The sequence below is a fragment of the Sphingomonas sp. Leaf257 genome (genome assembly GCF_001422185.1).
Classification (GTDB): Bacteria; Pseudomonadota; Alphaproteobacteria; order Sphingomonadales; family Sphingomonadaceae; genus Sphingomonas; species Sphingomonas yabuuchiae.
Genome location: NZ_LMMH01000037.1, coordinates 14,665 through 36,443, shown reverse-complemented (window position 1 = coordinate 36,443; position 21,779 = coordinate 14,665). Strand labels below are relative to the sequence as shown.

The window sequence follows — 21,779 nt, the reverse complement described above, 5'->3', positions numbered from 1 at the left end:
CTTTTTCCACTCGGCTTCGTTGTTGCGGTTGGTTAACGACTGAAAGAACTGTTATGTCTGCTTACGCGTCCAAATCCCTCCTCGCTGTCGTGACGCTGGCGGGTGCCGTCAGTCTTGGTGGTTGCGCGACGAAGTCCTTCGTGCGCGAACAGATCGCCCCGGTAAGCCAGCGCGTCGACTCGCTCGAATCGCGGCTCCAGCAAACCGATGGTACGGCCAAGCAGGCGCTGGCCGAGGCGCAGGCCGCTTCGGGTCAGGCGCAGCAGAACGGCCAGCGGCTGGACCAGCTGGGCGGCCGCGTCGATGGCGTCGAACAGCGCCTGACCGTGCAGGAGCAGAAGCCGGCTCGTCGTCCGCGCCATTGATGGCAGCGGCCTGAGCGACGATATCCGCTGAATGACGTGCCGGTCCCTTCCCCGCGCCGGGGGAGGGGCCGGCATTTTGCCTGAGTATGCCGCACCGATGACATGCCTGCCCCGATGAAGTCCCTGATCCTGTCGCTGGCGGGTTTCGCCCTGCTGGCCCCCGCAGTCGCCGATGCGCGCACCGCCCAGCCGCCCAAGGCCGCCCGCAAGGCCCCATCCAAATCGAAGGGGAAGCCAAAGCCCCCGCCGGTCGCCGCGCCCGAGCCGGTCTTGACCTCGTCTCCTGAGGCGCAGCGCGTGATCGCATGGGTGTCCGGCGCGCATGACAATCGCGGCCTGCCCTGGGCGGTGGTCGACAAGGTCAACGCGACCCTCTTCCTGTTCGCGCCCGACGGCACGCAGCAGGCGGCGGTGCCGGTCCTGATCGGCATCATGCCGGGCGACGAGGCGAGTCCGGGAGTGGGCACCAAGACGCTGGCCTCGCTCGGTCCCGCCGAGAAGACCACGCCCGCCGGGCGCTATCTCGCCAAGTTCGGGCTGCCGGTGGCGGGCGAGCGGGTGCTCTGGGTCGATTATGCGACCTCGGTGGCGCTGCACCCGATCCCCAAGGATGCGGGCGCGCGCGAGAAACGCCGCGAACGGATGCTGTCGCCGAAGCCGGACGACAACCGCATCACATTCGGCTGCATCAACGTCCCTCAGGCTTTCTACGCCCGGCAGTTGCGGCCGACATTCCGTCGCAAGGGCGGCTATGTCTATATCCTGCCCGACACAAAGCCGATCGACGAGGTCTTTCCCCGTCTGAGGACGCAAGCACCCGGTTAAAGCGGCTTGCCCATGCGGATCAGCGGAACCTGCACCCCCTCGACCGGGGCAGACCGGATCGCCTCGATCTGAGCATAGCCGCAGGCGCGGTAGAGCGGTTCGCCCGCCAGCGTGGCCATCATCTCGGCGGACGTGAAACCCGCCGCCCGCGCCGCCGCCTCGCATCGCGCGAGGATGGCGCGGCCGAGCCCTTGCCGGGCAAAATCCGGGTCGACATACATGGCCCGGATGCGGGCGGGGTCGCTGGCCGGGTCGAGCATCGCCGCGTCGCGCAAGCCATGGCTATGGTCGCCGCCATAGAGCGTGGCCCGCGCACTCCATCCGCCACAGCCCGCCAGCCGCCCGTCCTTCTCGGCCAGCAAATAGGTGCCGTCAGCGATCAGTTGCGTATCCAGTCCCATGACCGAACGGCTGGCCGCGATCTCGGCGGGGGAGAGAAAGCCCTTTTGCAGCACCGAAATCGCGCGTTCCATCAACACGGCGATGGCGGGAATGTCGGCGGCGTCGGCCCAGCGGAAGGTAAACATCGCACCTTTTCGGGGCAATTATTCCGGTCCGTCAATGACGATGGGGTGAACAGTTGCAATCGACACCACCGTTTAGCTGCGATAAGCCGGTCAAATGGCAGACATTCCTCAGACCCCGCTGCTCGACACGGTGCACACCCCCGACGACCTTCGTCGCCTGGCCCCCGAGCAGTTGCGGCAACTCGCCGACGAATTGCGGACCGAGACGATCTCGGCCGTCGGCACCACCGGCGGCCATCTGGGCTCGGGGCTGGGCGTCGTCGAACTGACCGTCGCCCTCCATTATGTCTTCAACACCCCCGACGACCGGCTGATCTGGGACGTCGGTCATCAATGCTATCCGCACAAGATCCTGACGGGGCGGCGCGAGCGTATCCGCACCATCCGCCAGGGCGGTGGCCTGTCGGGCTTCACCAAGCGGTCGGAAAGCGAATACGACCCGTTCGGCGCGGCGCACAGCTCCACCTCGATCTCGGCGGCGCTGGGTTTTGCCATCGCCAACAAGCTGGCCGGCACGCCGGGCAAGGGTATCGCCGTGATCGGCGACGGCGCGATGTCGGCGGGCATGGCCTATGAGGCGATGAACAATGCCGAGCAGGCGGGCAATCGCCTGGTCGTGATCCTGAACGACAACGACATGTCGATCGCCCCGCCGGTCGGCGGCCTGTCGGCCTACCTCTCGCGCATGGTGTCGAGCCGCGAGTTCCTGGGCGTGCGCGACGTGCTCAAGAAGCTTGCCAAGCGCTTCCCGCGTCCGATCCAGAAGGCGGCGCAGAAGACGGACGAGTTTGCGCGCGGCATGACCATGGGCGGCACGCTGTTCGAGGAGCTGGGCTTTTATTATGTCGGCCCGATCGACGGTCACAATCTCGACCATCTGATCCCGGTGCTGGAGAATGTCCGCGACGCCGAGCAGGGGCCGATCCTGATCCATGTCGTCACCAAGAAGGGCAAGGGCTATGCCCCGGCCGAGGCGGCGGCGGACAAATATCACGGCGTCCAGAAGTTCGACGTGATCACCGGCGCCCAGGCCAAGGCGCCGCCGGGACCGCCCGCCTATCAGAATGTCTTCGGTGAGACGCTGGCCAAGGAAGCCGACAGCGATCCGCGCATCTGCGCCATCACCGCCGCCATGCCCTCGGGCACCGGTCTGGACCGGTTCGCGAATGCGCATCCGGAGCGCTTCTTCGACGTCGGTATCGCCGAGCAGCATGCCGTGACCTTCGCCGCCGGTCTGGCGGCGCAGGGGATGCGGCCCTTCTGCGCCATCTATTCCACCTTCCTCCAGCGCGCCTATGACCAGGTGGTCCATGACGTCGCGATCCAGAATCTGCCGGTCCGCTTCGCGATCGACCGCGCCGGTCTGGTCGGGGCGGACGGGGCGACCCATGCGGGCTCGTTCGACGTCACCTATCTGGCCAGCCTGCCCAACATGGTCGTGATGGCCGCCGCCGACGAGGCGGAGCTGGTCCATATGGTCCATACCTGCGTGAACCACGACAGCGGTCCGATCGCAGTGCGTTATCCGCGCGGCAACGGTGTCGGCGTGGCGCTGCCCGAGACGCCGCAACTGCTGGAGATCGGCAAGGGCCGCGTCGTGCGCGAGGGCAAGAAGGTCGCGATCCTCTCGCTCGGCACCCGCCTGGCCGAGGCGCTGCGCGCCGCCGATACGCTGGAGGCCAAGGGGCTGTCGACCTCGGTCGCCGACCTGCGCTTCGCCAAGCCGCTGGACGAGGCGCTGATCCGCCGGATGCTGACCACGCATGAGGTGGCGGTCACGATCGAGGAGAACGCGATCGGCGGTCTGGGCGCCCATGTCCTGACCATGGCGTCGGACGAAGGGCTGATCGACGGCGGCCTCAAGCTGCGCACGATGCGTCTGCCCGACATCTTCCAGGATCAGGACAAGCCCGAGGTGCAATATGCGCAGGCCGGTCTCGATGCCGATGCGATCGTCGAGACGGTGCTGAAGGCGCTGCGCCACAACAGTGCCAACGTCACGGAAGGCGCGCGGGCGTGATCCGTGGCTGGACCGCCGTCATCGTCTTCACGACGCTGGCGGTGGTCATGATGGTCGGGCTGAACGTGCGGATGTGGCGGCGGATGAAGCATGCCACGGCGGCGGCGAAGGCCGAGGCCGAGCAGGACGCGATCGAGGCCGATCAAAACCCCCGTTCCGTCTGAGATAGGTCTTAGGCCACGCCCCCACCCGAAACAGAATCTGCTCCCCGGCGAAGGCCGGGGTCCAGTTTCTGTGCGGTTGCAAAGGCTCCGTGAATGGGCGTGGGAGGCCATTGCCACCGATGGCGTTGGCCTCCCACTCGTCGTTTCCATTCCCCTCTCAGCTTCGCCGAAACTGGGCCCCGGCCTTCGCCGGGGAACCGCAGGAGGAGAGGCAATTCCGTGGGCCTCGACCTCGCTCAGGCTGGACGGGGCGAAAAACTCACCGCCCCAGATAATGCGCCTGCGCCGCGTCGGTCGCGTTCACCGCCAGCACCGCGCGCGCTTCGCTGGGCGACAGGGGCCCGGATGGTGACGGCCGGTCCATGCCGCTCGCCGCGATCACCCGGCCGAGCAGTTCCTGTCCTTCCTGCCACCAGCCCAGGCCGCTGGCGGCGTTGATATGCCCCTGATGCCCGGCGTCGACGAAATGACTGCCCCAATCGACCGCTAGGCTGTGCGCGCGGTCGATCGTGATCCACGGATCGTCCTGGCTGGCGACGAGGATCGAAGGGAAGGGCAGCGGCGTGCGCGGCGAGGGCGCAAAGCCCCTTAGAGCCTCGGGCGCGTCGGTGCGGTCGACATCGGCGGGCGCGACCAGCAGGGCGCCTGCGACCGGCCAGCCATAGGGCTGCGGCGACAATTCCGCCCACCAGGCGACCGCCAGACAGCCGAGCGAGTGCGCCGCTAGGATCACCGGCGCCTGCGCCTGCCGGATCGCCTGATCCAGCCGCGTGACCCAGGCATTGCGATGCGGGGTCGACCACATGCCCAGTTCGACGCGGATCGTATCGGGTCGCGCCTCTTCCCATAGGGACTGCCAGTGCGAGCGGCCCGAGCCGCCGAGACCGGGGACGGTGAGGACCGTGGGCTTGCGGGCCTCATAGGATGCGAACGAACCCATATGGCATCTCCTCGATAGGGCCGGGTCGACTCCCGATCCTACCAAAGAAGATATTCCTACTAATCTAATAGGCAATAGGCGATGCGTCCGGTGGATGACGGCTTGCGACGGACCGAGGCGGCTTGTAGGGGCGGGCGATGGCCAAGCAGCGTGTCGACCAGATGCTCGTTGATCGCGGACTCGTGGAATCCCGGTCCCGCGCGCAGGCGCTGGTGATGGCGGGCCTCGTCTTTTCGGGCGAGACGAAGATCGCCAAGCCCGGCCAGCAACTGGCCGAGGACGCCGTGCTCGACGTGCGCGGGCGCGATCATCCCTGGGTATCGCGCGGCGGGATCAAGCTGGCGCATGGGCTGGAGCATTTCGGCTGGGACGTGATCGACGCGGTCGCGATCGATGTCGGCAGCTCGACCGGCGGCTTTACCGATGTGCTGCTGCAAAAGGGTGCCGTGCGCGTCTATGCGGTCGACAGTGGTACCAACCAGCTCGCCTGGTCGCTGCGCCAGGACCCGCGCGTCATCGTCCATGAACAGACCAGCGCCCGCATCCTGACCGAGGCGCATATTCCCGAACCGGTCGATATCATCGTGTGTGACGCCAGCTTCATCGGGCTGGCCAAAGTGCTGGAACGGCCGCTGAGCTTCGCCAAGCCCGGCGGGCGCCTGCTTGCCCTCATCAAGCCGCAGTTCGAGGCGGGGCGCGAAGAGGTCGGCAAGGGCGGGGTGGTCCGTGATCCCGCCGTCCACCAGCGGGTCTGTGATCAGGTCGTCGCGTGGCTGACCAAGAGCGGCTGGCAGGTCGAAGGCGTCACCCGGAGTCCGATCACTGGCCCGGAGGGGAATGTCGAGTTTTTGGTGGCCGCATCCCGAAATTGAACGGGTAAGGTCTGATTGGCGTTGAGCTTTCCGTTTACTGTGCCCCGACCCTGGGGCAGATCGACAGACATCATGGCGAAAGAGGGACGAGTGGGCACGATCGCGTCGAAGGGCCAGTTGCGCATGTCATTCCTCCGCTGGGCGGTTGTGATCGTTCCGCTGATCCTGCTGCTCGGCTTCGCTTCGGGCCGGGTGGTGCCGTCGGGCAGCGAGAATGGCTGGTACATGGCGCTCACCAAGCCCGAACTGAACCCGCCGGGCTGGGTGTTTCCGGTGGTGTGGACGACGCTGTACATCATGATCGGCCTGGCGCTGGCGATGATTGTCCATGCTCGCGGCGCGAACGGACGAGGGGTGGCGATCGGCCTGTTCGCGGCCCAGTTCCTGCTCAACCTGTCCTGGACGCCCTTGTTCTTCGGTGCGCACAAGGTGCGGCTGGCGCTGTTCGTCATCGTCGCCATCCTGCTCCTGGCGATCGCCACCACGGTCGCCTTCTCCCGCATTCGCAAGGGCGCGGCGTGGCTGATGGTGCCCTATCTGATCTGGCTTTCCTTCGCGGGCGTGCTCAACTGGCGCATCGACCAGCTCAATCCGGATGCGGAAAGGCTTGTGCCGGGGGCGCAGACCTCCCAAATGCTGTGAAACGATTTTTGGGAATTTGATATGCAGGCCGACAACAAGCTGTTCGACGATTTCGCCAAGGTGATGAACGGCCTGGCGGGCACCGTGGCGGGCATGGGCCGCGAAGCCGAGGCGAGCGCCCGGACGCGCGCGCGCGAATGGATCGGTGGTCTGGATTTTGTCAGCCGCGAGGAATTCGAGGTCGCCAAGGCGATGGCCGTCGCCGCGCGGGACGAGGCGGATGCGCTCAAGGCACGTCTGGACGCGCTGGAAGCGCGGCTGAACGGCACGACGGGCGGCACGACCGCCGGGGTGGAATCCTGACCGGCCCGATATCGGAACGGATCCTGTCCGGCCCGACCGGCCAGGCAGCTATCCACAGTTTTCGGCACCCGGCGGCTTGCGGCCCGGCCTTGCGCAGTGCAACCTGCGCTGGTCCGGGTTTGTTCGCAAGGGCCTCTGATGCTTGAATCGACCGATCATGAAGCCGAAGAATCGGCCCCCATCGACATGCTGGAGGCCTATTTCGCCGCGCATGGATGGGAACATGAGCGCCACGACGAGGAAATCGTCGCGACGGTCAAGGGCAGCTGGGCCAGCTATGAACTTCGTGCCCTGTGGCGCGGCGACGACAGCGTGCTGCAATTCCTGGCGTTCCCCGACATCAAGGTGACCGACGACCGCCGCTCGAGCATCTATGAGGCGCTGGCGCTGGTCAACGAACAGCTGTGGATCGGTCATTTCGAGCTGTGGTCGAACAGCGGCATCCTGCTCTATCGCCACGCCGCGATGGTCGATGGCGGCGAGGACGGGACCATCTCGCTTTCCGCCACCGAATTGCTGGTCGAGTCGGCGATCGAGGAGTGCGAACGTTTCTACCCCGTATTCCAGTTCGTTCTGTGGGGCGGCAAGACCCCGCGCGAGGCACTGGCCGCCGCGCTGATCGAAACCCAGGGCGAAGCGTGACGTTTCCCGTCGGGCCGATCTGGCTGGTGGGGTGCGGCAACATGGCGGGCGCGATGCTGCGCCGCTGGTTGTCCCAAGGGCTCGATCCCGCGCAGGTGACCGTCATCACGCGCAGCGGCACGCGCGCGCCAGAGGGCGTGCGCTCGCTGACGGCATTGCCGATCGACGAGGCGCCTGCGATCCTGATGCTGGGGTTCAAGCCCCAGCAACTGGGCGACATCGCGCCGACGCTGGCGCATCTGAACCCGGCCATTCTGCTGTCGATCCTGGCGGGGGTCGAGGAACAGACGCTGGCCAGCCATATTCCGGCGGGTGCGGTGGTGCGGATGATGCCCAATCTTCCCGTCGCGATCGGGCAGGGGGTGACTGCGCTTTACACCCGCTCCACCGACGGGGCCGTACGCGATGCCGCCGAAGCGCTCGCTCGACCGCTCGGCCTCGCCCCCTGGGTGGAGGATGAGGGTCGGTTCGACGCCGTGACCGCGCTGGCGGGCTGCGGGCCTGCCTTCGTGTTCCGCTTCATCGATGCCCTGGCGCAAGCCGGGGTCGGGCTGGGGCTGTCCCCCGAACTGGCGCAGCAATTGGCGCTGGCCACCGTCGACGGGGCAGGGGCCATGGCGATCGACGCCGACGCCCCGCCCGCTGTGCTGGCGGATCGTGTGGCCAGCCCGGGCGGTTCGACCCGCGAAGGGCTGAACGTGCTGGACGCGGAGGATGCGCTCAAGCGGCTTATGGCCGAAACGCTGACGGCCGCGGAACGCCGCAACCGCGAAATGGCCGCCGCCGCGCGCCGCTGAATTTGCGTGCGCGCGGAGGCGCAGAGGACGCGGAGAACGATGGCTGAGAGCTATCTCGTTCCTGCCGACGATGGAGGCAAAAGTCTTACGGAGCCGCGCTCGTCACACCTCAGCGTCCTCCGCGCCTCCGCGCGAAAACAACTCCTCCTCTTCGCGCCATCGCGGCTTCGCGCGAACAAAAGGGCACGAGAAAAACTCAGCCGTCGTTGGACCGCAAATCCTCGATCCGGGCGCGTTCATTCTCCGGAATGAACCCCTCCAGCACCGTCCAGAACCCCGTCACCGCCTGCTGACCCGCGCGCGCATAGGCCTTGGACAGCTTTTCGCGTAGCGCGTCGAACAACTCGGCCTCCATCGCCGCCCCCGTCGGGGTCAGGCGGAGCAGCCTTTGCCGCCGGTCGCGATCGCCGGGGCGAGTCTCGATGAGGTCGCGGCTCGCCAGCTCGTTGAGCACGCGGCCCAGCGATTGCTTGGTGATCGCCAGCAGCGACAACAGCTCGCTGACCGTCATGTCGGGCTTGCGTGCCATGAAATAAAGGGCGCGGTGATGGGCACGGCCCAACCCCTGCGCGGCAAGACCGCGATCGATCGAGCGCACGAGATGGCTATTGCCGAAATACAGCAATTCCATACCCCTGCGGAGTTCTGGTTCGCGGAGAAACTGTGCCGATGCGGACTGGTTAGAGGCAGCCATGTTGACCCGTCTACTCACACGCCCTAGGCCACGGCAACCCAAAACAGAGAGATGACCATGGAAGCGCCCCAAGCCCTTACGTTTCGTTTCGATCCGTCCGCGACTCCCGTCGCGGCGAGCGAGCGGGCGGCGCGTCTGGTAGATCCGGGCTTCGGGCGCGTGTTCACCGATCACATGGCCCTGATCCGCTATAGCGACGACAAGGGCTGGCATGACGCGCAGATCACCGCGCGTGCGCCGCTTCAGGTCGATCCGGCCGCTTCGGTCCTGCACTATGCGCAGGAAATCTTCGAGGGCATGAAGGCCTATCGCTTGGCCGATGGCGGCACCGCGCTGTTCCGGCCCGAGGCGAATGCTCGCCGCTTCCAGGATTCGGCGCGGCGCATGGCGATGCCCGAGCTGCCCGAGACGCTGTTCCTCGAGTCCGTCGAACGGCTGGTCGAGATCGAGCGGAACTGGATCCCCGAACAGGATGGCGGCGCGCTGTACCTCCGCCCCTTCATGTTCGCCAGCGAGGTGTTTCTGGGCGTGAAGCCCTCGGCCGAATATCTCTACATGGTCATCGCCTCATCCGTCGGCGCGTACTTCAAGGGCGGTGCGCCCGCCGTGTCGATCTGGGTAAGCCAGGGCTATACGCGCGCGGCCCCCGGCGGGACGGGCGCGGCCAAGTGCGGCGGCAACTATGCCGCCAGCCTGCTCGCCCAGAAGGAAGCGATCGCGAACGGTTGCGACCAGGTGGTCTTCCTCGACGCGGTCGAGCGCCGCTGGGTCGAGGAACTGGGCGGCATGAACGTCTTCTTCGTGTTCGACGACGGCAGCCTGGTGACGCCGCCGCTGACCGGCACGATCCTGCCCGGCATCACCCGCGATTCGATCCTGACCATCGCGCGCGCGCAGGGGCTGACCGTGCGCGAGGAGCCTTATGCGATCGACCAGTGGCGCGCCGACGCTGCCAGCGGCCGCCTGGTCGAGGCGTTCGCCTGCGGCACGGCGGCCGTCGTCACCCCGATCGGCAGCGTCGCCGAGCCCGCGGGCCGCTTCACCATCGGCAGCGGCGGCCCCGGCCAGCTGACCACCCGCCTTCGCGAACAGCTTGTCGCGATCCAGCGCGGCCAGGCCCCCGACCCCCATGGCTGGATGCGCCGCCTGGGCTGACATTTCGCGGTAAATAAGGCTTTTCAAGAGCGGCGCGCCGGGTATAAGGCGCGCCTCTCCACTGGGGCGTCGCCAAGCGGTAAGGCAACGGTTTTTGGTACCGTCATACGCAGGTTCGAATCCTGCCGCCCCAGCCATGTTTCCATCTAAGTCACTGTTTTAACGGCAGAAAATCGGTCGCAGCCACTGGATTGGGCCGGTGGGTGTGACGGCTCCATGTGGAGATGCCGTGCCTGCAATCCAGAATGTCGAGCGCCGAGGCGCCGTCTATTACTGGCGCCGCACCGTCCGTTTTCAGGATGGTAAGCCTTTCACCCTACGTCTCAGCCTTCGAACCACCGCCCAGGCGGTGGCGCGCAGCATGGGATGCGCGATGACCGCAAAGAGTGAGACGCTGAAGATGACTTTGGGCAAGGACGGCCCAGCCGCAAAACTGACGACCGTCCAAAAGGCGGGAATTTTTCGTCAGGCTATGGAGGGAATGCGCGATCACCTCGAGCAGGTCCATGTCGGCTTCCAGCGTACCGAACCCGACGCGACCTTCATGATTGAGGGCCTAGTCGGAATCTACGAAGCTATGCTCAGAGATTTCGTTGTTCACGGCGTCCCAGAAAATGTCGGCAGCAGAGAGCATGTCGAGGGTCGATTCTCCGGGCTGACCGACGAGCAGAAGGAGACGCTGATCGACTTTTTCGCCGATCAGCCGGAATGGCGTGAACGATCCCATGACCGGGCGGCTCAAGACCTTCGGACGGCGGGTGTCGCCGAAACTGAGGATAATCTCGACATCGCCCGGAAGGTCAATCTTGAAGGAAGGCTGGCGGCCGCGCTGGAGTATCGGCGTCGTCTAATTGATCCAGCTACGATGTGGGCGGCCATGACCGACGATCGTGTCCCGGCCGCGCCGATGCCTTCCGCCGCTGTTGCTGCCGCGCCAGCGACCGTTCCTGCTGCGCTTCCAACGCGCGAGCCGGAGGTGGCCGAGCCGTGGGCATCGATGACGCCGACCCAGGCCGCGGAGCGATTCATCGCCGACAACCCCAAGATCGTCGGTGATGCGAGACGCAAGGCACGTTGGACGGAGAAGACCCGGACCCAATTCCTGTCGGCGGCACGTCTGCTCGAGAAGAGCTATGGTGCCCTCCCGATACGCCTCGTGGGACGCGAGGACGTCGTCAGGCTCAACGAGCACTTCTCACGTCTGCCCGTCAGTCACCACAAGTCGCGGCGCCACGACGCGATGTCGCTCGAGGAAATCTGCCGCGAGGCGGAGGCGGAGATCAAGGCTGGCACGCGCGACGTGAAGACGATCGGGCTCCAGTCGACCAGCACGAACCGCCACTTCCTCTTTTTGAAGGAATTGGTGGCATGGGTCGGAAAGCAGGTCGACGGTGTCGCCACCATCGACTGGTCGGACTTTCTCTATGAGGATGATCGCGATGCACGCGATCAGCGTGATGCGTACACCGAGGAGGAAGGTCGGCAACTGTTTCGTCTGCCGATCTGGATGGGGTCGCGATCGCTCGGGCGTCGGCTCGAGCAGGGGACTGAAATTTGGCACGACGCGGGCTTTTGGGTGCTGCCCATTGCCTGGTACACCGGCTGCCGGCGCGAGGAAATCTGCCAGCTGACGCTCGATGACATCGGTGAGGAGAACGGGATCTGGTTCTTTACGATCACCGACGAGAACGGTGGGCGAGTCAAGAATAGGGCGGCGGTTCGACTGGTCCCATTCGCTGACGAACTGATACGGCTCAGGCTACCGGATTACGTCAAAGCGCTGCGTGCCGCAGGCGAGACGATGCTGTTTCCGGAGCTTCGGACCGCGTCAGGCAAGCGGAGCTATGGGGACGTCTATTACAAGAACTGGTGGATGAAGATCGCCAAGAAGCTGGACTTCATCGAACCGGGTCAGGCCATCCACTCGTTCCGGCACACGGTCACGACGGAGCTGAAGCATCGCGAGGTGTTCCTCGAAACCCGTGCTGACCTCGTCGGCCATACCATGAGCGGGGAAACTGCCGGTCGCTATTCAAAGGCTGCGCGGTTGACCCGGCTGAAGGAGGCGGTGGACCAGATCCCCAAGGTTACCGACCGCCTCCAACCGCTGCCGACACGCCTTTTGCCTAGCTCCAGCCGCCAGCCTCGCCCGGCTCGATTGAAGGCTGGCGAATGACATGCGTCGTCAGGGTAATATCCGGTGAGAAACGGCCGACTTTGGGACTTTGCTGCCGTTCGCCTGCGGCATGTCGAACGGCGGCTCTTGTCTGAGGCCGACGTTCAACGTTCGCAAGACCGGCCTCTGGGAACGTCAGAAGTTGGTGGAGAGCGGAATAGCCGCTTCCGGGCCGCCCGTTCCGGTAAGCTGCCATTTGTTCAGGCAGCGGGGTAGGGGCCGGAGGATCGGTTCCTTGTGGTGAGCGGCCTATCCGCTTCCGGCTACCCTTCGTTGACACCGGATGTTCGTTCAGCGGCTATAGCATGCGGGATTGAGACGTTCGAAATCTTAGAAGGAGAATGCTAGCTTCAAAAAGCAATTATTCTGATCACCGAGAACGCGGCTTGCGGCGCGCGTTTAAAGTCGGTGAGTTCCGCCCTCTCGACGGGTGTCAAAGGTATGGAAGTATTGGTCCTACGCGAATTCCCATACTCATAGAGCGTCGGACGTCAGGCTTCCGCGCGGTACTGGTGCCGTTTGATAGATCCCGCCTACGAACCATCTCGACCGTTAGCGACGCGTATTGCTGCGGCGTGGGTCGAAAACAGTCATGGCTGGCGACGACTCAAGTCGTCGCTTTACCGGTAAGCACGTTCGATACGGCAAGCACCCCCGTTCCGGTCGCGAGCAAGCCGGGGGCGATGGCGATGACGGCGACCTGGGTGCGCTGGCAAAGCTGCCGGGCGGCCATGGAATGGGTGTCGGGCATGAAGCGAACCTCCGGTCTGAAGCGAGCGGGGCGGCCAAAAGGGCATGGTACGCCGGGGACAGTCCATGGGACGCCGGGATCGGCTCGCGGAATTTTAGAAGGGAGGGTGGCGGACGACAGGGAGTGCGCGCCCGCCAGCCGCATCGTCAGAAGCGCTGTCGCAGTCCGACGGTGATCGAGGCCGCCGTGAGTTTCGGCTTGTAGCTGGTGGCCAGGGTCCCGCCATTGGCGAGCGGCATCCGCCCTGCAAATTGAAGCGCAGTGGTCTGGGCGTAGCGGCCCGCCAGTTCGACCGTGGTGCTGTCGCTCAGCGCATAGCCGACACCTGCATCGGCGTGCCACCGTAGGCCCCAGTCGCGCCCGTTCATGGTGCTGCCCTGGCCGCCGGTCCGCGTTGTCCGCGACAGGCGCTCGGTCACGCGGACGACATCGATGCCACCACCGACGAAGGGACGGAGCGGGCCTTCCACCGGCACGTCGACGTAGCCCGCCAGGCCCAGGCTGAGTGTCTTGGACCGACCGTCGGATACCAGCGACGCGGTGTCGAGCCGTTTGGCATTGGCGCGGGCGGCGGTGTAGCCGACCGTCGCTTCGAGCCGGAACCCGCCCAGATCATAGCCCACGCCGCCCTCCAGCGACTTGCCGCGCCGGAAGTCGACATTGGCCGGGAAGGTCGAGGGCGGTGCCGTATCCGGTCCCTTCATCTTCAGATCGGAATCGATCAGCGAGCCGATACGGCCGACGATATATGGTCCGCCGATAGTCGTCTGTGCCGATGCCGATCCGGCTAAGAGAGTTCCCGCAGTAACGGCGGCAATGCTAAGAAGGATGGAAATTTTGGGCATGTCGGTGAAATCCCGGTATCGTGATGTCTTGGTCGATGGCATCGTCCATCGATACTGTGACGAACTGGTACCGGGTGCGCCTCAATCGGTGTCCGAAGATTATTTTTGCGGATCGGTTAGCGACAGCGGTCCCGGCGGTGGATGGCATCGCCAGCGACCCCGCCCGCCAGCGCGCCGACCGCCGTCCCGATCAGCTTGTCACGGCGTCCCGCGACCAGATGGCCTGCCAAGCCACCGCCGACCGCCCCCAGCAGGGCCCCGGCGCCCCCTTCGGCGCGGCAGGGATTGCGGACCGGGCGGTCATCGGCCCGGCCATCGGCATAGCCGCGATGATAGCCATCGCCATGTCCCCGCTCGTAACCGTCCTCATGGCCATCGCGATACCCATCGGCGCCGCCATCGTCATAGCCGTCGCGATAGTCGCGGTACCCGCTGCGATCATATCCGTCCCAGTGCCAGCTTTGCCCGTGCGCGGTGTTCGGGATCAGCGTTGCCGAAAGAAGGAGAGAGGCCAGGCAAAAGGCAAGAAGTCGCATCGTTCGTCCTTTCATCCATTTACCCGAAACGGGGCGGTGATGTGCAATGGACGAAGCCGATGCGCCCGCTCCGCAATCCGTCTGTCAAAAAAAACCGCGCCTGGACGGCCTTACTCACTTGTTATCGGCCTGGCCGTGCGGGCAGGCTTGGGCCGTCACCGAGGGATCGACCCGGCCATAGGGTGTTTCCGCCACGACGGCCTCGGCATCGGCCAGTCCTTTCAACCGCCGCATCCGTGCCTCTCGCCGATCGAGATAGCGATCCCGGTGTGCGGCATAGGGATCGGGCTGTTCGCGCATCGCGCGCAATTCCTCGTCCATCTCGGCTCGGCGATCCAGCGTGCGGAAAATATTGCTGGTGACGATATAGGCCCGGTTGCGGAACGGCCCGCCGATGACCAGGGGCGAGGCGACGCCGTCGACCGCGCCGCCGACCAGATCGCGCAGCGTCGTCGGCCCGATCAGCGGCACGAACAGGAAGGGGCCCGGCTTCACCCCGTAAAAGCCCAGCGTATCCGAAAAGCCGTTCGGGCGGCGGGGAAGGTTGAACGGACAGCGGCGTGCAACGTCGATGACCCCGACCAGGCCGAGCGTCGAGTTGATTGCGAAGCGGCCTGCCGTTTCCACCGCCTTGCCGACTTTCAGCTGAAGCAGGAAATTGGCAAAGGCCACGGGTTCGCGCAGGTTGGCGAAGACGTTGCGCAGACCGGTTCGGATCGGCTTCGGTGTCGTCCGCTCATAGGCATGGGCGACCGGCGCCATGACCGCATTGTCCACCGTCTCGGTCAGCGCGAAGGATGCCATGTTCACCTGGCGCAGGGGATCGTCCGCCCGGTGGCGGCTTGCCGTGACCACGATCTCGTCGCCTGTGCTTGTGCCCGTATTCGGGCCCGCGTCAGGGTCGCCTTCTTTCGCGGGGGCGGGGGCCGGAGTGACGACCGCAGGCTCGAACGCATGGACCTGCGGGACGGTGATCGAGACGGCGTCGAAATCCCCGGTCGGCAGAATCGTCCCCTGCAAGGGCGAGGACGTCGTCGCCAGCAATGCCATCAACGATGCAGCAATCAAATCAGTCCCCCTCCGGCCCGAGCCGCAACGGCACGCGCCCTTCAATCCCATCTGTTGGATCAGAGACGACGCGGTCGGACGATCACCTCAAAGCCAGCCGTGCGAAAAGTCGAAACGGGTTTGAGGTGGGGGCGCGTGGTCTCCGTCTATTGCGCATGCCAGGATATGAACCAGACAGTGAGGCGATGGCCTTTGATCGGGATTGGTCGGACGAACCGGTCGCCCCTGTCGCCGTCGCCCCGCGTTGGACGATCCTTCTGGCCTTCTACAACGAAGCCGATGCGACCGTGGCGACGCTGCAACAGCTTCGCCGCCAAACCAGGCCGTTCAGGCTGATCCTGATCGACAATGGCTCGACCGATTGCTCGGTCGCCCTTTGCCATGGCGCGCTGGCCGGTCGCGGCATCAATTATGTCATTCTGCGCCAAGGCGAGATCGCCGGGCAGACTGCGGCCTTCAGCGCCGGGCTGACGCGGGTGGCAACCGAGTTCGTCGCGACCTGCGATGCCGATACCTTCTATCCGCTCGACTATCTGGCCCAAGCCGAGCGTCTGCTCGACGGTTGCGGCGGGCGGACCGTTGCGGCGTCGGCCTGCTTCGTCACGCTGGACAAGCATGGCACCCGTGCGGCGGCCATGATCCTGCACCAATGCCTCGCCCACCGTCTTTTGCCGCGCCAGACCCATGTCGGCGCGGCGGGGCATTGCTTTCGCACCGACGCATTGCGGGCGGCGGGCGGCTATGACACGCTGCGCTGGCCCTATGTCCTGGGCGATCATGAGGTCATGCACCGCGTCATGAAGCTGGGGCGACAGCGTATGACGCCGTCCCATTGGTGCAGTCCGTCCGAACGGCGGCGGGTGTCGATACGCTGGACGCTCATGGAGCGGCTGGCCTATCATCTGACGCCCTTCGCGCTGAAGGATCGCTATTTCCGCTGGCTGGGCCGCCGGTTCGCTCGGCGCGAACTGTTCGCCGAGCGCCTGCTGATACGGGACTGGCAGGGGGCATAGTGACCCACATCATCGCGCGTCCCGTGTCGATATCGAACGATTTTGTGGAGGCTCTGTGGAGACGATGTGGAGATGGCGCGGCGCTCCATTGGCCGCGCCCGCCGCGGGTGATACCTGCTCGTCCCCATCCTGAACCACCCGTGCAAAAGCCACCGATGAACGACATCGTGCCGACCCCGCCGCCGTCCACGGCGCTGCTCGACGCCTTTCTGGCGCGCAGGGCGGCGCTGCTCAGTTACTTCGCGGCGCGGGTGGGGGAGGCGGACGGACAGGACATCGTCCAGGAAATCTATCTGCGCGTCGCGTCGGCGCGCGGTGATATCGAAGTGCAGCATCCCTGCGGCTATCTCTATCGGCTGGGCAATAACATCCTGCTCGACAGGCTGCGCCAAGACCGTGCCCGTGCGCGGCGGGACCGCGACTGGCGCGAGGTGCATCATCATGCCCCGCTCGGCGGAGAAGAGGTCAGCAATACGGTCCCCCAGGACGAGGCACTGATCGCCCGCGATCAGTTGCACCGGATGCGCATCGCGCTCGCCGACCTGCCCGAGGCGGTGCAGACGAGTTTCCGGTTGCACAAGTTCGAGGGGCTGACGCATGCGCAGGTGGCCGAGCGGATGGGCGTGTCGCGAAGCCTGATCGAAAAGCATATAATGTCGGCACTCCGGCATCTCTCGCAACGCCTTGACCGATAATCCTGTGCACGGACACCGAAAGATATTGCGGAGCCCATGGCGTGACTTCGTCCATGGTATCGGGGGACCAGTGAACGACGGGGCGGTAGCGTGATGGCACCAATGACGACCGATGATGCGGACGAGGCGGCCGTCCAGTGGTTCGTTCGCCTGCAGGATTGCGAGGAGGAACAGCTATGGGAGGCGCATCTCGCATGGCTACAGGCCGATCCGGCGCATGCCGCCGCCTATGCCAGGGTCGAAAGCCTGTGGGTCGCGGCGGATGATCTGCCCCATGCGGCGGCACCTGCCGCGCAGAGCGAGGGGGCGGCTGTCCTCTCCCTGGCCGAGGCGCGGGCGAAGCGGGACCGGTCGCGGCGATGGGCGCTCCCGTTTCTGAGCATGGCTGCGGCGGTGGCGGTGCTGGCTGGCCCGCAGATCACGCGGATGATCGCTCCCCCGGGCGAGACCTATCGCACCGGTGGCGAGGAGACGAAGGTCGTAACGCTGGCGGACGGGTCGCGTCTGACCCTGAACCGCAACAGCGCGGTGACCGTCCGGCTGGAGGATGACCGGCGCACCGCGACGCTCGCGACCGGCGAGGTCCTGTTCGACGTGCATCATGAACCGGCGCGGCCCTTCACCGTCACGGCGGCGGGTCGCGACGTCCGGGTGTTAGGGACCGAGTTCGATGTGCTGGATGACGGGAGCAGTTTCGCGGTCGCCGTCCGCCGGGGGCTGGTATCCGTATCGCCTGCGGTCGAGGGCGGGGCCGTCACCAAGCTGCCCGCCGGAAGGGCACTCAGCCGAGGGCCGGGCGCGCGGGTCGACACGGTCGAGCGGATCGATCCCTACCAGGCGCTGGCGTGGGAGCGCGGGCAACTGGTGTTCACCGACAAGCCGATCGAGGCGGTCGCGCGCACCCTGTCCCGCTATATGGGCGCGCCCATCGCGGTGGACCCGGCGCTGCGCGGCATGAAGGTCAGCGCGGTCTTCCTGGTCGCCGACCGATCGCAGCTCCGCCGCCAGATCGAGGCGGCCCTGCCCATCCGTGTGAAGGCGATCCATGGCCGTTTGTCGTTCGTCCCGGCGCGCTAGAACAGGGGACGGGAACCTGATGCGGGACGAGCCTGTGCGACGGTGAGGGCCTTGCATGCCGTCGGGGTGACGATCCCGATGATCCTGTCTGCGACCGCCACCGCCGGACACGGTCCGGCGAGCGGAGACATGCGCCGGTTCGATGTCGGGGTCATGCCCCTGTCGCGCGCCCTGGTGACGGTCGGATTGCAGGGCGGCGTCAGCGTGGCGGGCACCGACCCGATCCTGGCGCAGTGCCATTTGCGCGCATCCATCCGGGGCCGGATGACCGTCGGGCAGGCGCTTTCCCGCCTGTTGGCAGGCACCGGCCTGGTCGCGGTGCGGACCGCGCCCTACGTCTATCGGATCGAGCGCGCGCGTCACACCGTCGATCCGGCACCCCCGCCGCCGCGCCGCGATGCGCTGCCCCCGCCGGTCGTCGGCGCAGAGATCGTCGTGATGGCCAGCAAGCGCGGCGTCCCGATCGAGGATTATCCCGGTTCCGCCCATATGCTGGCCGCCGACGATCTGACGATCGGCAGCGGCGCCCATCCCGACACCCGCGCCTTGACGAACCTTTTGCCGGTGCTGACGACGACCAGCCTGGGGCCGGGGCGCGAGAAGCTGTTCGTCCGGGGGATCGCGGACAGCAGTTTCGTGGGCGGCAGCCAGGCGACCGTCGGCCAGTATCTGGGCGAGATCCAGCTCAATTACAGCGCGCCAGACCCGAACCTCGCGCTCTACGACATCGCCTCGGTCGAGTTGCTGGAGGGGCCGCAGGGGACGCTCTACGGCACCGGCGCACTGGGCGGCGTGATACGTGTCACACCCAACCCGCCGGAGCTGGGGCGTTGGTCGGGTACGGTCGGACTTGGCGCGACGGGGATCGCGCATGGCGGAATCGGCGGCGATGCCATGGCGGTCCTCAACGCGCCCTTGGGCGACCGCGCCGCGCTGCGCATCCTGGGCTATGGGTCGCGCACGCCGGGTTATATCGACGATACGCTTCGGGGCAGGAGGGGCGTGAACCGCAGTGATGTGGGCGGTGGCCGGGCGACCTTGCGCCTCCGCCCCAGCGATGCCTGGACGATCGATATCGGCGGGGTGTATCAGCGGATCGACAATCGCGACGCCCAATATGTTGATGCCACCGCCCCGCCCTTGACCCGTGCGGTACCGGTTGCGGAGCCGTCGTCGAACGACTTTCGGATGGGCTCGGTCACCGTCCAGCATCGCAGCGCCGGGGGGCAGACGCTAACGGCGGCTTTGTCTCTCGTCAGGAACGACGTCATGGCGCGCTATGATGCGGCGGGGCTGGTGCGCGAGGCCACCGCGCTGGAGACGGCAAGCAGCTCGCAGGTCGTGACCGGGGAACTGCGCCTGGCCCGGCATCGCGACAGCGGCAACGGTTTCGTATTGGGCAGCTATGCCACGGTCAGCGACGATCGGCTGATCCATTCGACCGTCGGCCGCGACGGCGGGACGGTGTTGCGCGGTATCGGCAACCGCGTGGTCGACGTGGCGCTGTTCGGCGAAGCGACCCTGGCGCTGGGGCATGGGCTGGCGGCCACCATGGGATTGCGCGCGACCTATCTCGACTTTTTCGGCACCACCATCCTGCCCGGCGGACGCGAGCAGGGGCTTGCGGTGGAGGTGCCCAATGGCGGCGATGTGACCTTCCTGCCCAGTGCCGCGCTGCGCTGGGACTGGAAGCCCGGCCTGACCGGTTATCTCCGCTATCAGCGCGGCCTGCGCGTGGGCGGCTATGGTCTGGATACCGAGGTGTCGTTCGACCCCGAGGATAGCGCGTCGGACGATGGCTCCGTCGTTTTCCGGCCCGACACGCTGGACACCTTCGAGGCGGGCCTGCGCTTCGGCAGCCCCGCATCGGCCCTCCAGGCGCGAACCGCGCTGTCCTTCGCGAACTGGCGGAGCATCCAGGCGGACCTTTACGGACCGACGGGACCGCACACCGCCAATATCGGTGATGGGCAGATCTGGTCGCTGGAGACGACGGCGCATTGGCGGCCGACAAGGGCCGTTCGCTTGACCGGCGCGCTGGTCCTGACACGCAGCGTCCTGACCGATCCGGCTCCCCCCTTCGTCCGTGCCCGGCAGCAGGCACTTCCCAACACGCCAGCGGTCTCGCTCCGGGTGGCGCTCGATCGGCGGTGGTCGCTGGCGAACGGCGACGACCTGGTGCTGCGCGGCTCGGTTCGGTATGCGGGACGCTCCTGGGTCGGGGTCGGTCCGCTCCACCTGCCGCAGGGCGATTATGCGCAGGCGGACATGGGGCTGGCTTGGACGCACCGGCCGGTGACGCTGACTCTCGATGTCTCCAACCTGTTCGATGTCGCGGGCAACCGCTTCGCCCTGGGCAATCCGCTGGCCTATGCGCGGCGGACGCAGTGGACACCCCTGCAGCCGCGAACCGTCAGGATCGGTGCCGCTTGGTCCTTCTAGCGTTCGTTCGCCCGGCGTAGCTCGCGGGACAGGAAGGCCAGCAGGCTGACCAGCGTTCCGAGGGCACCGGTCAGCACGAACAGCCAACGGACGCCGATCACCGCCCCAAGCGGCGCAGCGGCAAGCAGACCGATCGGCGCGGCCAGACCCATCAGCGTACCGAGCAGGCCCAGCGCCCGTCCTTGCAGCTGGTTGGGCACGGTGGTCTGGATCAGTGCGGTGAACGGCGCATCGCCCAGGATGAAGGTAATGCCGCTCAGTGCCCAGAAGAACGCCGCCAGCCAGAACAGGCCCGGTGGGACCAGCGCAGTCAGCGCCAGTGTCGCGCAGGACAGGGTGAAGCCCCACAGGATCCATGAGACCAGCCGCCGGGGCACGATGACCGCGACGATCACGCCGCCCGCGATCATGCCCGCCCCGCCCATGCTTTCGAGGATCGCGACCTCGGCCGCCCCGCCGCCGAAATGCTGTTTCACCAGCAGCGGCAACAGCGTGAAGGTCGGCATGATGACCAGCACGACAGCGGTCAGCAGCGCATAGATGCGGAGCAATTGCTTGCTCTGCCAGACGACACCGATGCCCTCGCGAAACTCGCCCCATAGGCCGGTCGAGCCGCCAGAGGTGCGGTGTTGCGGAATAGCGAAGATCAAGAGGGGCGTGATGCCGAGCAGCGCCGTGCCGACGTCGATCCACAAAGCCATGCCGATCGGCATCGCGGTGATCGCCAGGGCTCCCAGCGGCGCGGCCGCGACCGTCACCAGGCCCATCAGCGTCTGGTTCAGCCCGGCGGCGCGCGGAAGGAAATGCCGCGGCACCAGCATCGCCTCGCTGGCCGAAGCGGCGGGCATCTGGAAGGCGGAGGCCGCACTGCGCACGAACATCGCCATATAGATGTGCCACAGGGCGATATGGCCGCTCAGGAACAGGGCGATCAGAATCGTGATGCAAAAGGCCGAGACCAGATCGGAGACGATCATCAGCATCCGGCGGTTGTAGCGGTCGGCAAACGTGCCCCCGACCGGTCCCAGCAGCGCCTGGGGCAGCAGCGCGACCAGCCCGGCGGTCGCCAGCGCACCCAGGTCGCCGGTCGTGTCGGTGATCCACCAGATCAGCACGAACTGCGTCATCGCAGAGCCGATCAGCGACAGCGACTGTCCGGCGAAGATCGACCAGAAGCGCCACTGCCAGCCGGGACCGGGGTCCACGCCCGCTGAACCCTGTTCCATCGGA

General features: G+C 66.3%; 23 protein-coding genes and 1 tRNA gene. 16 read left to right on the top strand and 8 right to left on the bottom strand.

Going from position 1 to position 21,779, the window contains the following annotated elements:
* Window positions 1-53 precede the first annotated feature (53 nt).
* Both ASF14_RS20035 and ASF14_RS20030 read left to right on the top strand, forming a co-directional pair.
* Window positions 54-365 carry a hypothetical protein gene (locus tag ASF14_RS20035; protein WP_056439582.1) on the top strand — a complete coding sequence of 104 codons (312 nt, stop codon included), beginning with the start codon at window positions 54-56 and terminating at the stop codon, window positions 363-365.
* A gap of 114 nt (window positions 366-479) precedes the next feature.
* The gene (locus tag ASF14_RS20030; protein WP_056439579.1) at window positions 480-1,190 is read left to right on the top strand and encodes a hypothetical protein; all 711 of its coding nucleotides are present in this window, start codon (window positions 480-482) and stop codon (window positions 1,188-1,190) included.
* Here ASF14_RS20030 and ASF14_RS20025 read toward each other — a convergent pair.
* On the bottom strand, window positions 1,187-1,717 hold the full coding sequence (locus ASF14_RS20025; protein ID WP_056439575.1) for a GNAT family N-acetyltransferase: 531 nt from the start codon (window positions 1,715-1,717) through the stop codon (window positions 1,187-1,189). The two genes, ASF14_RS20030 and ASF14_RS20025, sit on opposite strands and share 4 nt — an antisense overlap.
* Before the next feature lie 94 nt (window positions 1,718-1,811).
* Between ASF14_RS20025 and dxs the strand changes: the two genes are divergently transcribed.
* Together dxs and ASF14_RS21765 are read left to right on the top strand one after the other, a co-directional pair.
* A complete protein-coding gene (gene dxs / locus ASF14_RS20020) occupies window positions 1,812-3,737 on the top strand; it encodes a 1-deoxy-D-xylulose-5-phosphate synthase (protein WP_056439573.1) in 1,926 nt (641 codons plus the stop codon).
* Window positions 3,734-3,901: a hypothetical protein gene (locus tag ASF14_RS21765; protein WP_156361338.1), complete on the top strand. Its 168-nt coding sequence runs from the start codon at window positions 3,734-3,736 to the stop codon at window positions 3,899-3,901. The genes dxs and ASF14_RS21765 overlap by 4 nt, the downstream gene beginning before the upstream one ends.
* A gap of 259 nt (window positions 3,902-4,160) precedes the next feature.
* Here the strand turns inward: ASF14_RS21765 and ASF14_RS20015 are convergent, their stop codons facing one another.
* On the bottom strand, window positions 4,161-4,841 hold the full coding sequence (locus ASF14_RS20015; protein WP_056439569.1) for an RBBP9/YdeN family alpha/beta hydrolase: 681 nt from the start codon (window positions 4,839-4,841) through the stop codon (window positions 4,161-4,163).
* Window positions 4,842-4,978: 137 nt separating this feature from the next.
* On the opposite strand from ASF14_RS20015, the gene ASF14_RS20010 reads away from it, so the two are divergent.
* The 5 genes from ASF14_RS20010 (at window position 4,979) to proC (ending at window position 8,097) form a co-directional block, all read left to right on the top strand.
* Complete coding sequence (locus ASF14_RS20010; RefSeq protein WP_082442387.1) at window positions 4,979-5,713, top strand: TlyA family RNA methyltransferase; 735 nt, start codon at window positions 4,979-4,981, stop codon at window positions 5,711-5,713.
* A gap of 72 nt (window positions 5,714-5,785) precedes the next feature.
* On the top strand, window positions 5,786-6,355 hold the full coding sequence (locus ASF14_RS20005) for a TspO/MBR family protein (RefSeq protein WP_443025853.1): 570 nt from the start codon (window positions 5,786-5,788) through the stop codon (window positions 6,353-6,355).
* Window positions 6,356-6,376: 21 nt separating this feature from the next.
* Window positions 6,377-6,658, top strand: a complete 282-nt coding sequence (locus ASF14_RS20000; protein ID WP_056439566.1) for an accessory factor UbiK family protein — start codon at window positions 6,377-6,379, stop codon at window positions 6,656-6,658.
* Window positions 6,659-6,796: 138 nt separating this feature from the next.
* Window positions 6,797-7,300, top strand: coding sequence for a YbjN domain-containing protein (locus ASF14_RS19995; RefSeq protein WP_056439564.1), 504 nt, complete (start codon window positions 6,797-6,799; stop codon window positions 7,298-7,300).
* The gene (gene proC / locus ASF14_RS19990) at window positions 7,297-8,097 is read left to right on the top strand and encodes a pyrroline-5-carboxylate reductase (RefSeq protein WP_269083259.1); all 801 of its coding nucleotides are present in this window, start codon (window positions 7,297-7,299) and stop codon (window positions 8,095-8,097) included. The genes ASF14_RS19995 and proC overlap by 4 nt, the downstream gene beginning before the upstream one ends.
* Window positions 8,098-8,293: 196 nt before the next feature.
* Here the strand turns inward: proC and ASF14_RS19985 are convergent, their stop codons facing one another.
* Window positions 8,294-8,791, bottom strand: coding sequence for a MarR family transcriptional regulator (locus ASF14_RS19985; RefSeq protein ID WP_056439560.1), 498 nt, complete (start codon window positions 8,789-8,791; stop codon window positions 8,294-8,296).
* Between the two features lie 57 nt (window positions 8,792-8,848).
* On the opposite strand from ASF14_RS19985, the gene ASF14_RS19980 reads away from it, so the two are divergent.
* From ASF14_RS19980 to ASF14_RS19970, 3 genes are all read left to right on the top strand, one after another.
* The gene (locus ASF14_RS19980) at window positions 8,849-9,946 is read left to right on the top strand and encodes a branched-chain amino acid aminotransferase (RefSeq protein WP_056439557.1); all 1,098 of its coding nucleotides are present in this window, start codon (window positions 8,849-8,851) and stop codon (window positions 9,944-9,946) included.
* Between the two features lie 62 nt (window positions 9,947-10,008).
* Window positions 10,009-10,083, top strand: a tRNA-Gln gene (locus tag ASF14_RS19975).
* A 92-nt stretch (window positions 10,084-10,175) separates the two neighbouring features.
* Window positions 10,176-12,122: a site-specific integrase gene (locus tag ASF14_RS19970; RefSeq protein WP_156361337.1), complete on the top strand. Its 1,947-nt coding sequence runs from the start codon at window positions 10,176-10,178 to the stop codon at window positions 12,120-12,122.
* A gap of 607 nt (window positions 12,123-12,729) precedes the next feature.
* On the opposite strand, the gene ASF14_RS21760 is transcribed toward ASF14_RS19970, so the two are convergent.
* The 4 genes from ASF14_RS21760 to ASF14_RS19955 all read right to left on the bottom strand — a co-directional run bounded on the left by ASF14_RS21760 (window position 12,730) and on the right by ASF14_RS19955 (window position 15,322).
* Entirely contained in the window at window positions 12,730-12,873 is a 144-nt protein-coding gene (locus ASF14_RS21760; protein ID WP_156361336.1) for a hypothetical protein, read from the bottom strand.
* Between the two features lie 146 nt (window positions 12,874-13,019).
* Window positions 13,020-13,718 carry an outer membrane protein gene (locus tag ASF14_RS19965; protein WP_056439553.1) on the bottom strand — a complete coding sequence of 233 codons (699 nt, stop codon included), beginning with the start codon at window positions 13,716-13,718 and terminating at the stop codon, window positions 13,020-13,022.
* A gap of 116 nt (window positions 13,719-13,834) precedes the next feature.
* On the bottom strand, window positions 13,835-14,254 hold the full coding sequence (locus tag ASF14_RS19960; protein WP_056439550.1) for a glycine zipper 2TM domain-containing protein: 420 nt from the start codon (window positions 14,252-14,254) through the stop codon (window positions 13,835-13,837).
* Between the two features lie 114 nt (window positions 14,255-14,368).
* Window positions 14,369-15,322 (bottom strand): MlaA family lipoprotein, encoded by a 954-nt coding sequence (locus tag ASF14_RS19955; protein ID WP_168371583.1) that lies wholly within the window; start codon window positions 15,320-15,322, stop codon window positions 14,369-14,371.
* Window positions 15,323-15,507: 185 nt separating this feature from the next.
* Here ASF14_RS19955 and ASF14_RS19950 point away from each other — a divergent pair, with 185 nt between their 5' ends.
* From ASF14_RS19950 to ASF14_RS19935, 4 genes are all read left to right on the top strand, one after another.
* Window positions 15,508-16,335 (top strand): glycosyltransferase, encoded by an 828-nt coding sequence (locus ASF14_RS19950; protein WP_056439544.1) that lies wholly within the window; start codon window positions 15,508-15,510, stop codon window positions 16,333-16,335.
* 155 nt (window positions 16,336-16,490) lie between these two features.
* Entirely contained in the window at window positions 16,491-17,030 is a 540-nt protein-coding gene (locus ASF14_RS19945; RefSeq protein WP_056439541.1) for a sigma-70 family RNA polymerase sigma factor, read from the top strand.
* A 102-nt stretch (window positions 17,031-17,132) separates the two neighbouring features.
* Entirely contained in the window at window positions 17,133-18,107 is a 975-nt protein-coding gene (locus ASF14_RS19940; RefSeq protein ID WP_056439538.1) for a FecR family protein, read from the top strand.
* A 78-nt stretch (window positions 18,108-18,185) separates the two neighbouring features.
* Entirely contained in the window at window positions 18,186-20,549 is a 2,364-nt protein-coding gene (locus ASF14_RS19935) for a TonB-dependent receptor domain-containing protein (protein ID WP_156361335.1), read from the top strand.
* Here the strand turns inward: ASF14_RS19935 and ASF14_RS19930 are convergent.
* Entirely contained in the window at window positions 20,546-21,754 is a 1,209-nt protein-coding gene (locus ASF14_RS19930) for an MFS transporter (RefSeq protein ID WP_201780637.1), read from the bottom strand. The two genes, ASF14_RS19935 and ASF14_RS19930, sit on opposite strands and share 4 nt — an antisense overlap.
* Between the last annotated feature and the right edge of the window lie 25 nt (window positions 21,755-21,779).

What these genes read in the sequence shown, in the direction of transcription:
- ASF14_RS20035 (WP_056439582.1), top strand. Translation starts at nt 54, where the DNA reads ATGTCTGCTTACGCGTCCAAATCCCTCCTCGCTGTCGTGACGCTGGCG.
- ASF14_RS20030 (WP_056439579.1), top strand. Translation starts at nt 480, where the DNA reads ATGAAGTCCCTGATCCTGTCGCTGGCGGGTTTCGCCCTGCTGGCCCCC.
- ASF14_RS20025 (WP_056439575.1), bottom strand. Translation starts at nt 1,717, where the DNA reads ATGTTTACCTTCCGCTGGGCCGACGCCGCCGACATTCCCGCCATCGCC.
- dxs (WP_056439573.1), top strand. Translation starts at nt 1,812, where the DNA reads ATGGCAGACATTCCTCAGACCCCGCTGCTCGACACGGTGCACACCCCC.
- ASF14_RS20015 (WP_056439569.1), bottom strand. Translation starts at nt 4,841, where the DNA reads ATGGGTTCGTTCGCATCCTATGAGGCCCGCAAGCCCACGGTCCTCACC.
- ASF14_RS20010 (WP_082442387.1), top strand. Translation starts at nt 4,979, where the DNA reads ATGGCCAAGCAGCGTGTCGACCAGATGCTCGTTGATCGCGGACTCGTG.
- ASF14_RS20005 (WP_443025853.1), top strand. Translation starts at nt 5,786, where the DNA reads ATGGCGAAAGAGGGACGAGTGGGCACGATCGCGTCGAAGGGCCAGTTG.
- ASF14_RS20000 (WP_056439566.1), top strand. Translation starts at nt 6,377, where the DNA reads ATGCAGGCCGACAACAAGCTGTTCGACGATTTCGCCAAGGTGATGAAC.
- ASF14_RS19995 (WP_056439564.1), top strand. Translation starts at nt 6,797, where the DNA reads ATGCTTGAATCGACCGATCATGAAGCCGAAGAATCGGCCCCCATCGAC.
- ASF14_RS19985 (WP_056439560.1), bottom strand. Translation starts at nt 8,791, where the DNA reads ATGGCTGCCTCTAACCAGTCCGCATCGGCACAGTTTCTCCGCGAACCA.
- ASF14_RS19980 (WP_056439557.1), top strand. Translation starts at nt 8,849, where the DNA reads ATGGAAGCGCCCCAAGCCCTTACGTTTCGTTTCGATCCGTCCGCGACT.
- ASF14_RS21760 (WP_156361336.1), bottom strand. Translation starts at nt 12,873, where the DNA reads ATGCCCGACACCCATTCCATGGCCGCCCGGCAGCTTTGCCAGCGCACC.
- ASF14_RS19965 (WP_056439553.1), bottom strand. Translation starts at nt 13,718, where the DNA reads ATGCCCAAAATTTCCATCCTTCTTAGCATTGCCGCCGTTACTGCGGGA.
- ASF14_RS19960 (WP_056439550.1), bottom strand. Translation starts at nt 14,254, where the DNA reads ATGCGACTTCTTGCCTTTTGCCTGGCCTCTCTCCTTCTTTCGGCAACG.
- ASF14_RS19950 (WP_056439544.1), top strand. Translation starts at nt 15,508, where the DNA reads ATGGCCTTTGATCGGGATTGGTCGGACGAACCGGTCGCCCCTGTCGCC.
- ASF14_RS19945 (WP_056439541.1), top strand. Translation starts at nt 16,491, where the DNA reads ATGAACGACATCGTGCCGACCCCGCCGCCGTCCACGGCGCTGCTCGAC.
- ASF14_RS19940 (WP_056439538.1), top strand. Translation starts at nt 17,133, where the DNA reads ATGACGACCGATGATGCGGACGAGGCGGCCGTCCAGTGGTTCGTTCGC.
- ASF14_RS19935 (WP_156361335.1), top strand. Translation starts at nt 18,186, where the DNA reads ATGATCCTGTCTGCGACCGCCACCGCCGGACACGGTCCGGCGAGCGGA.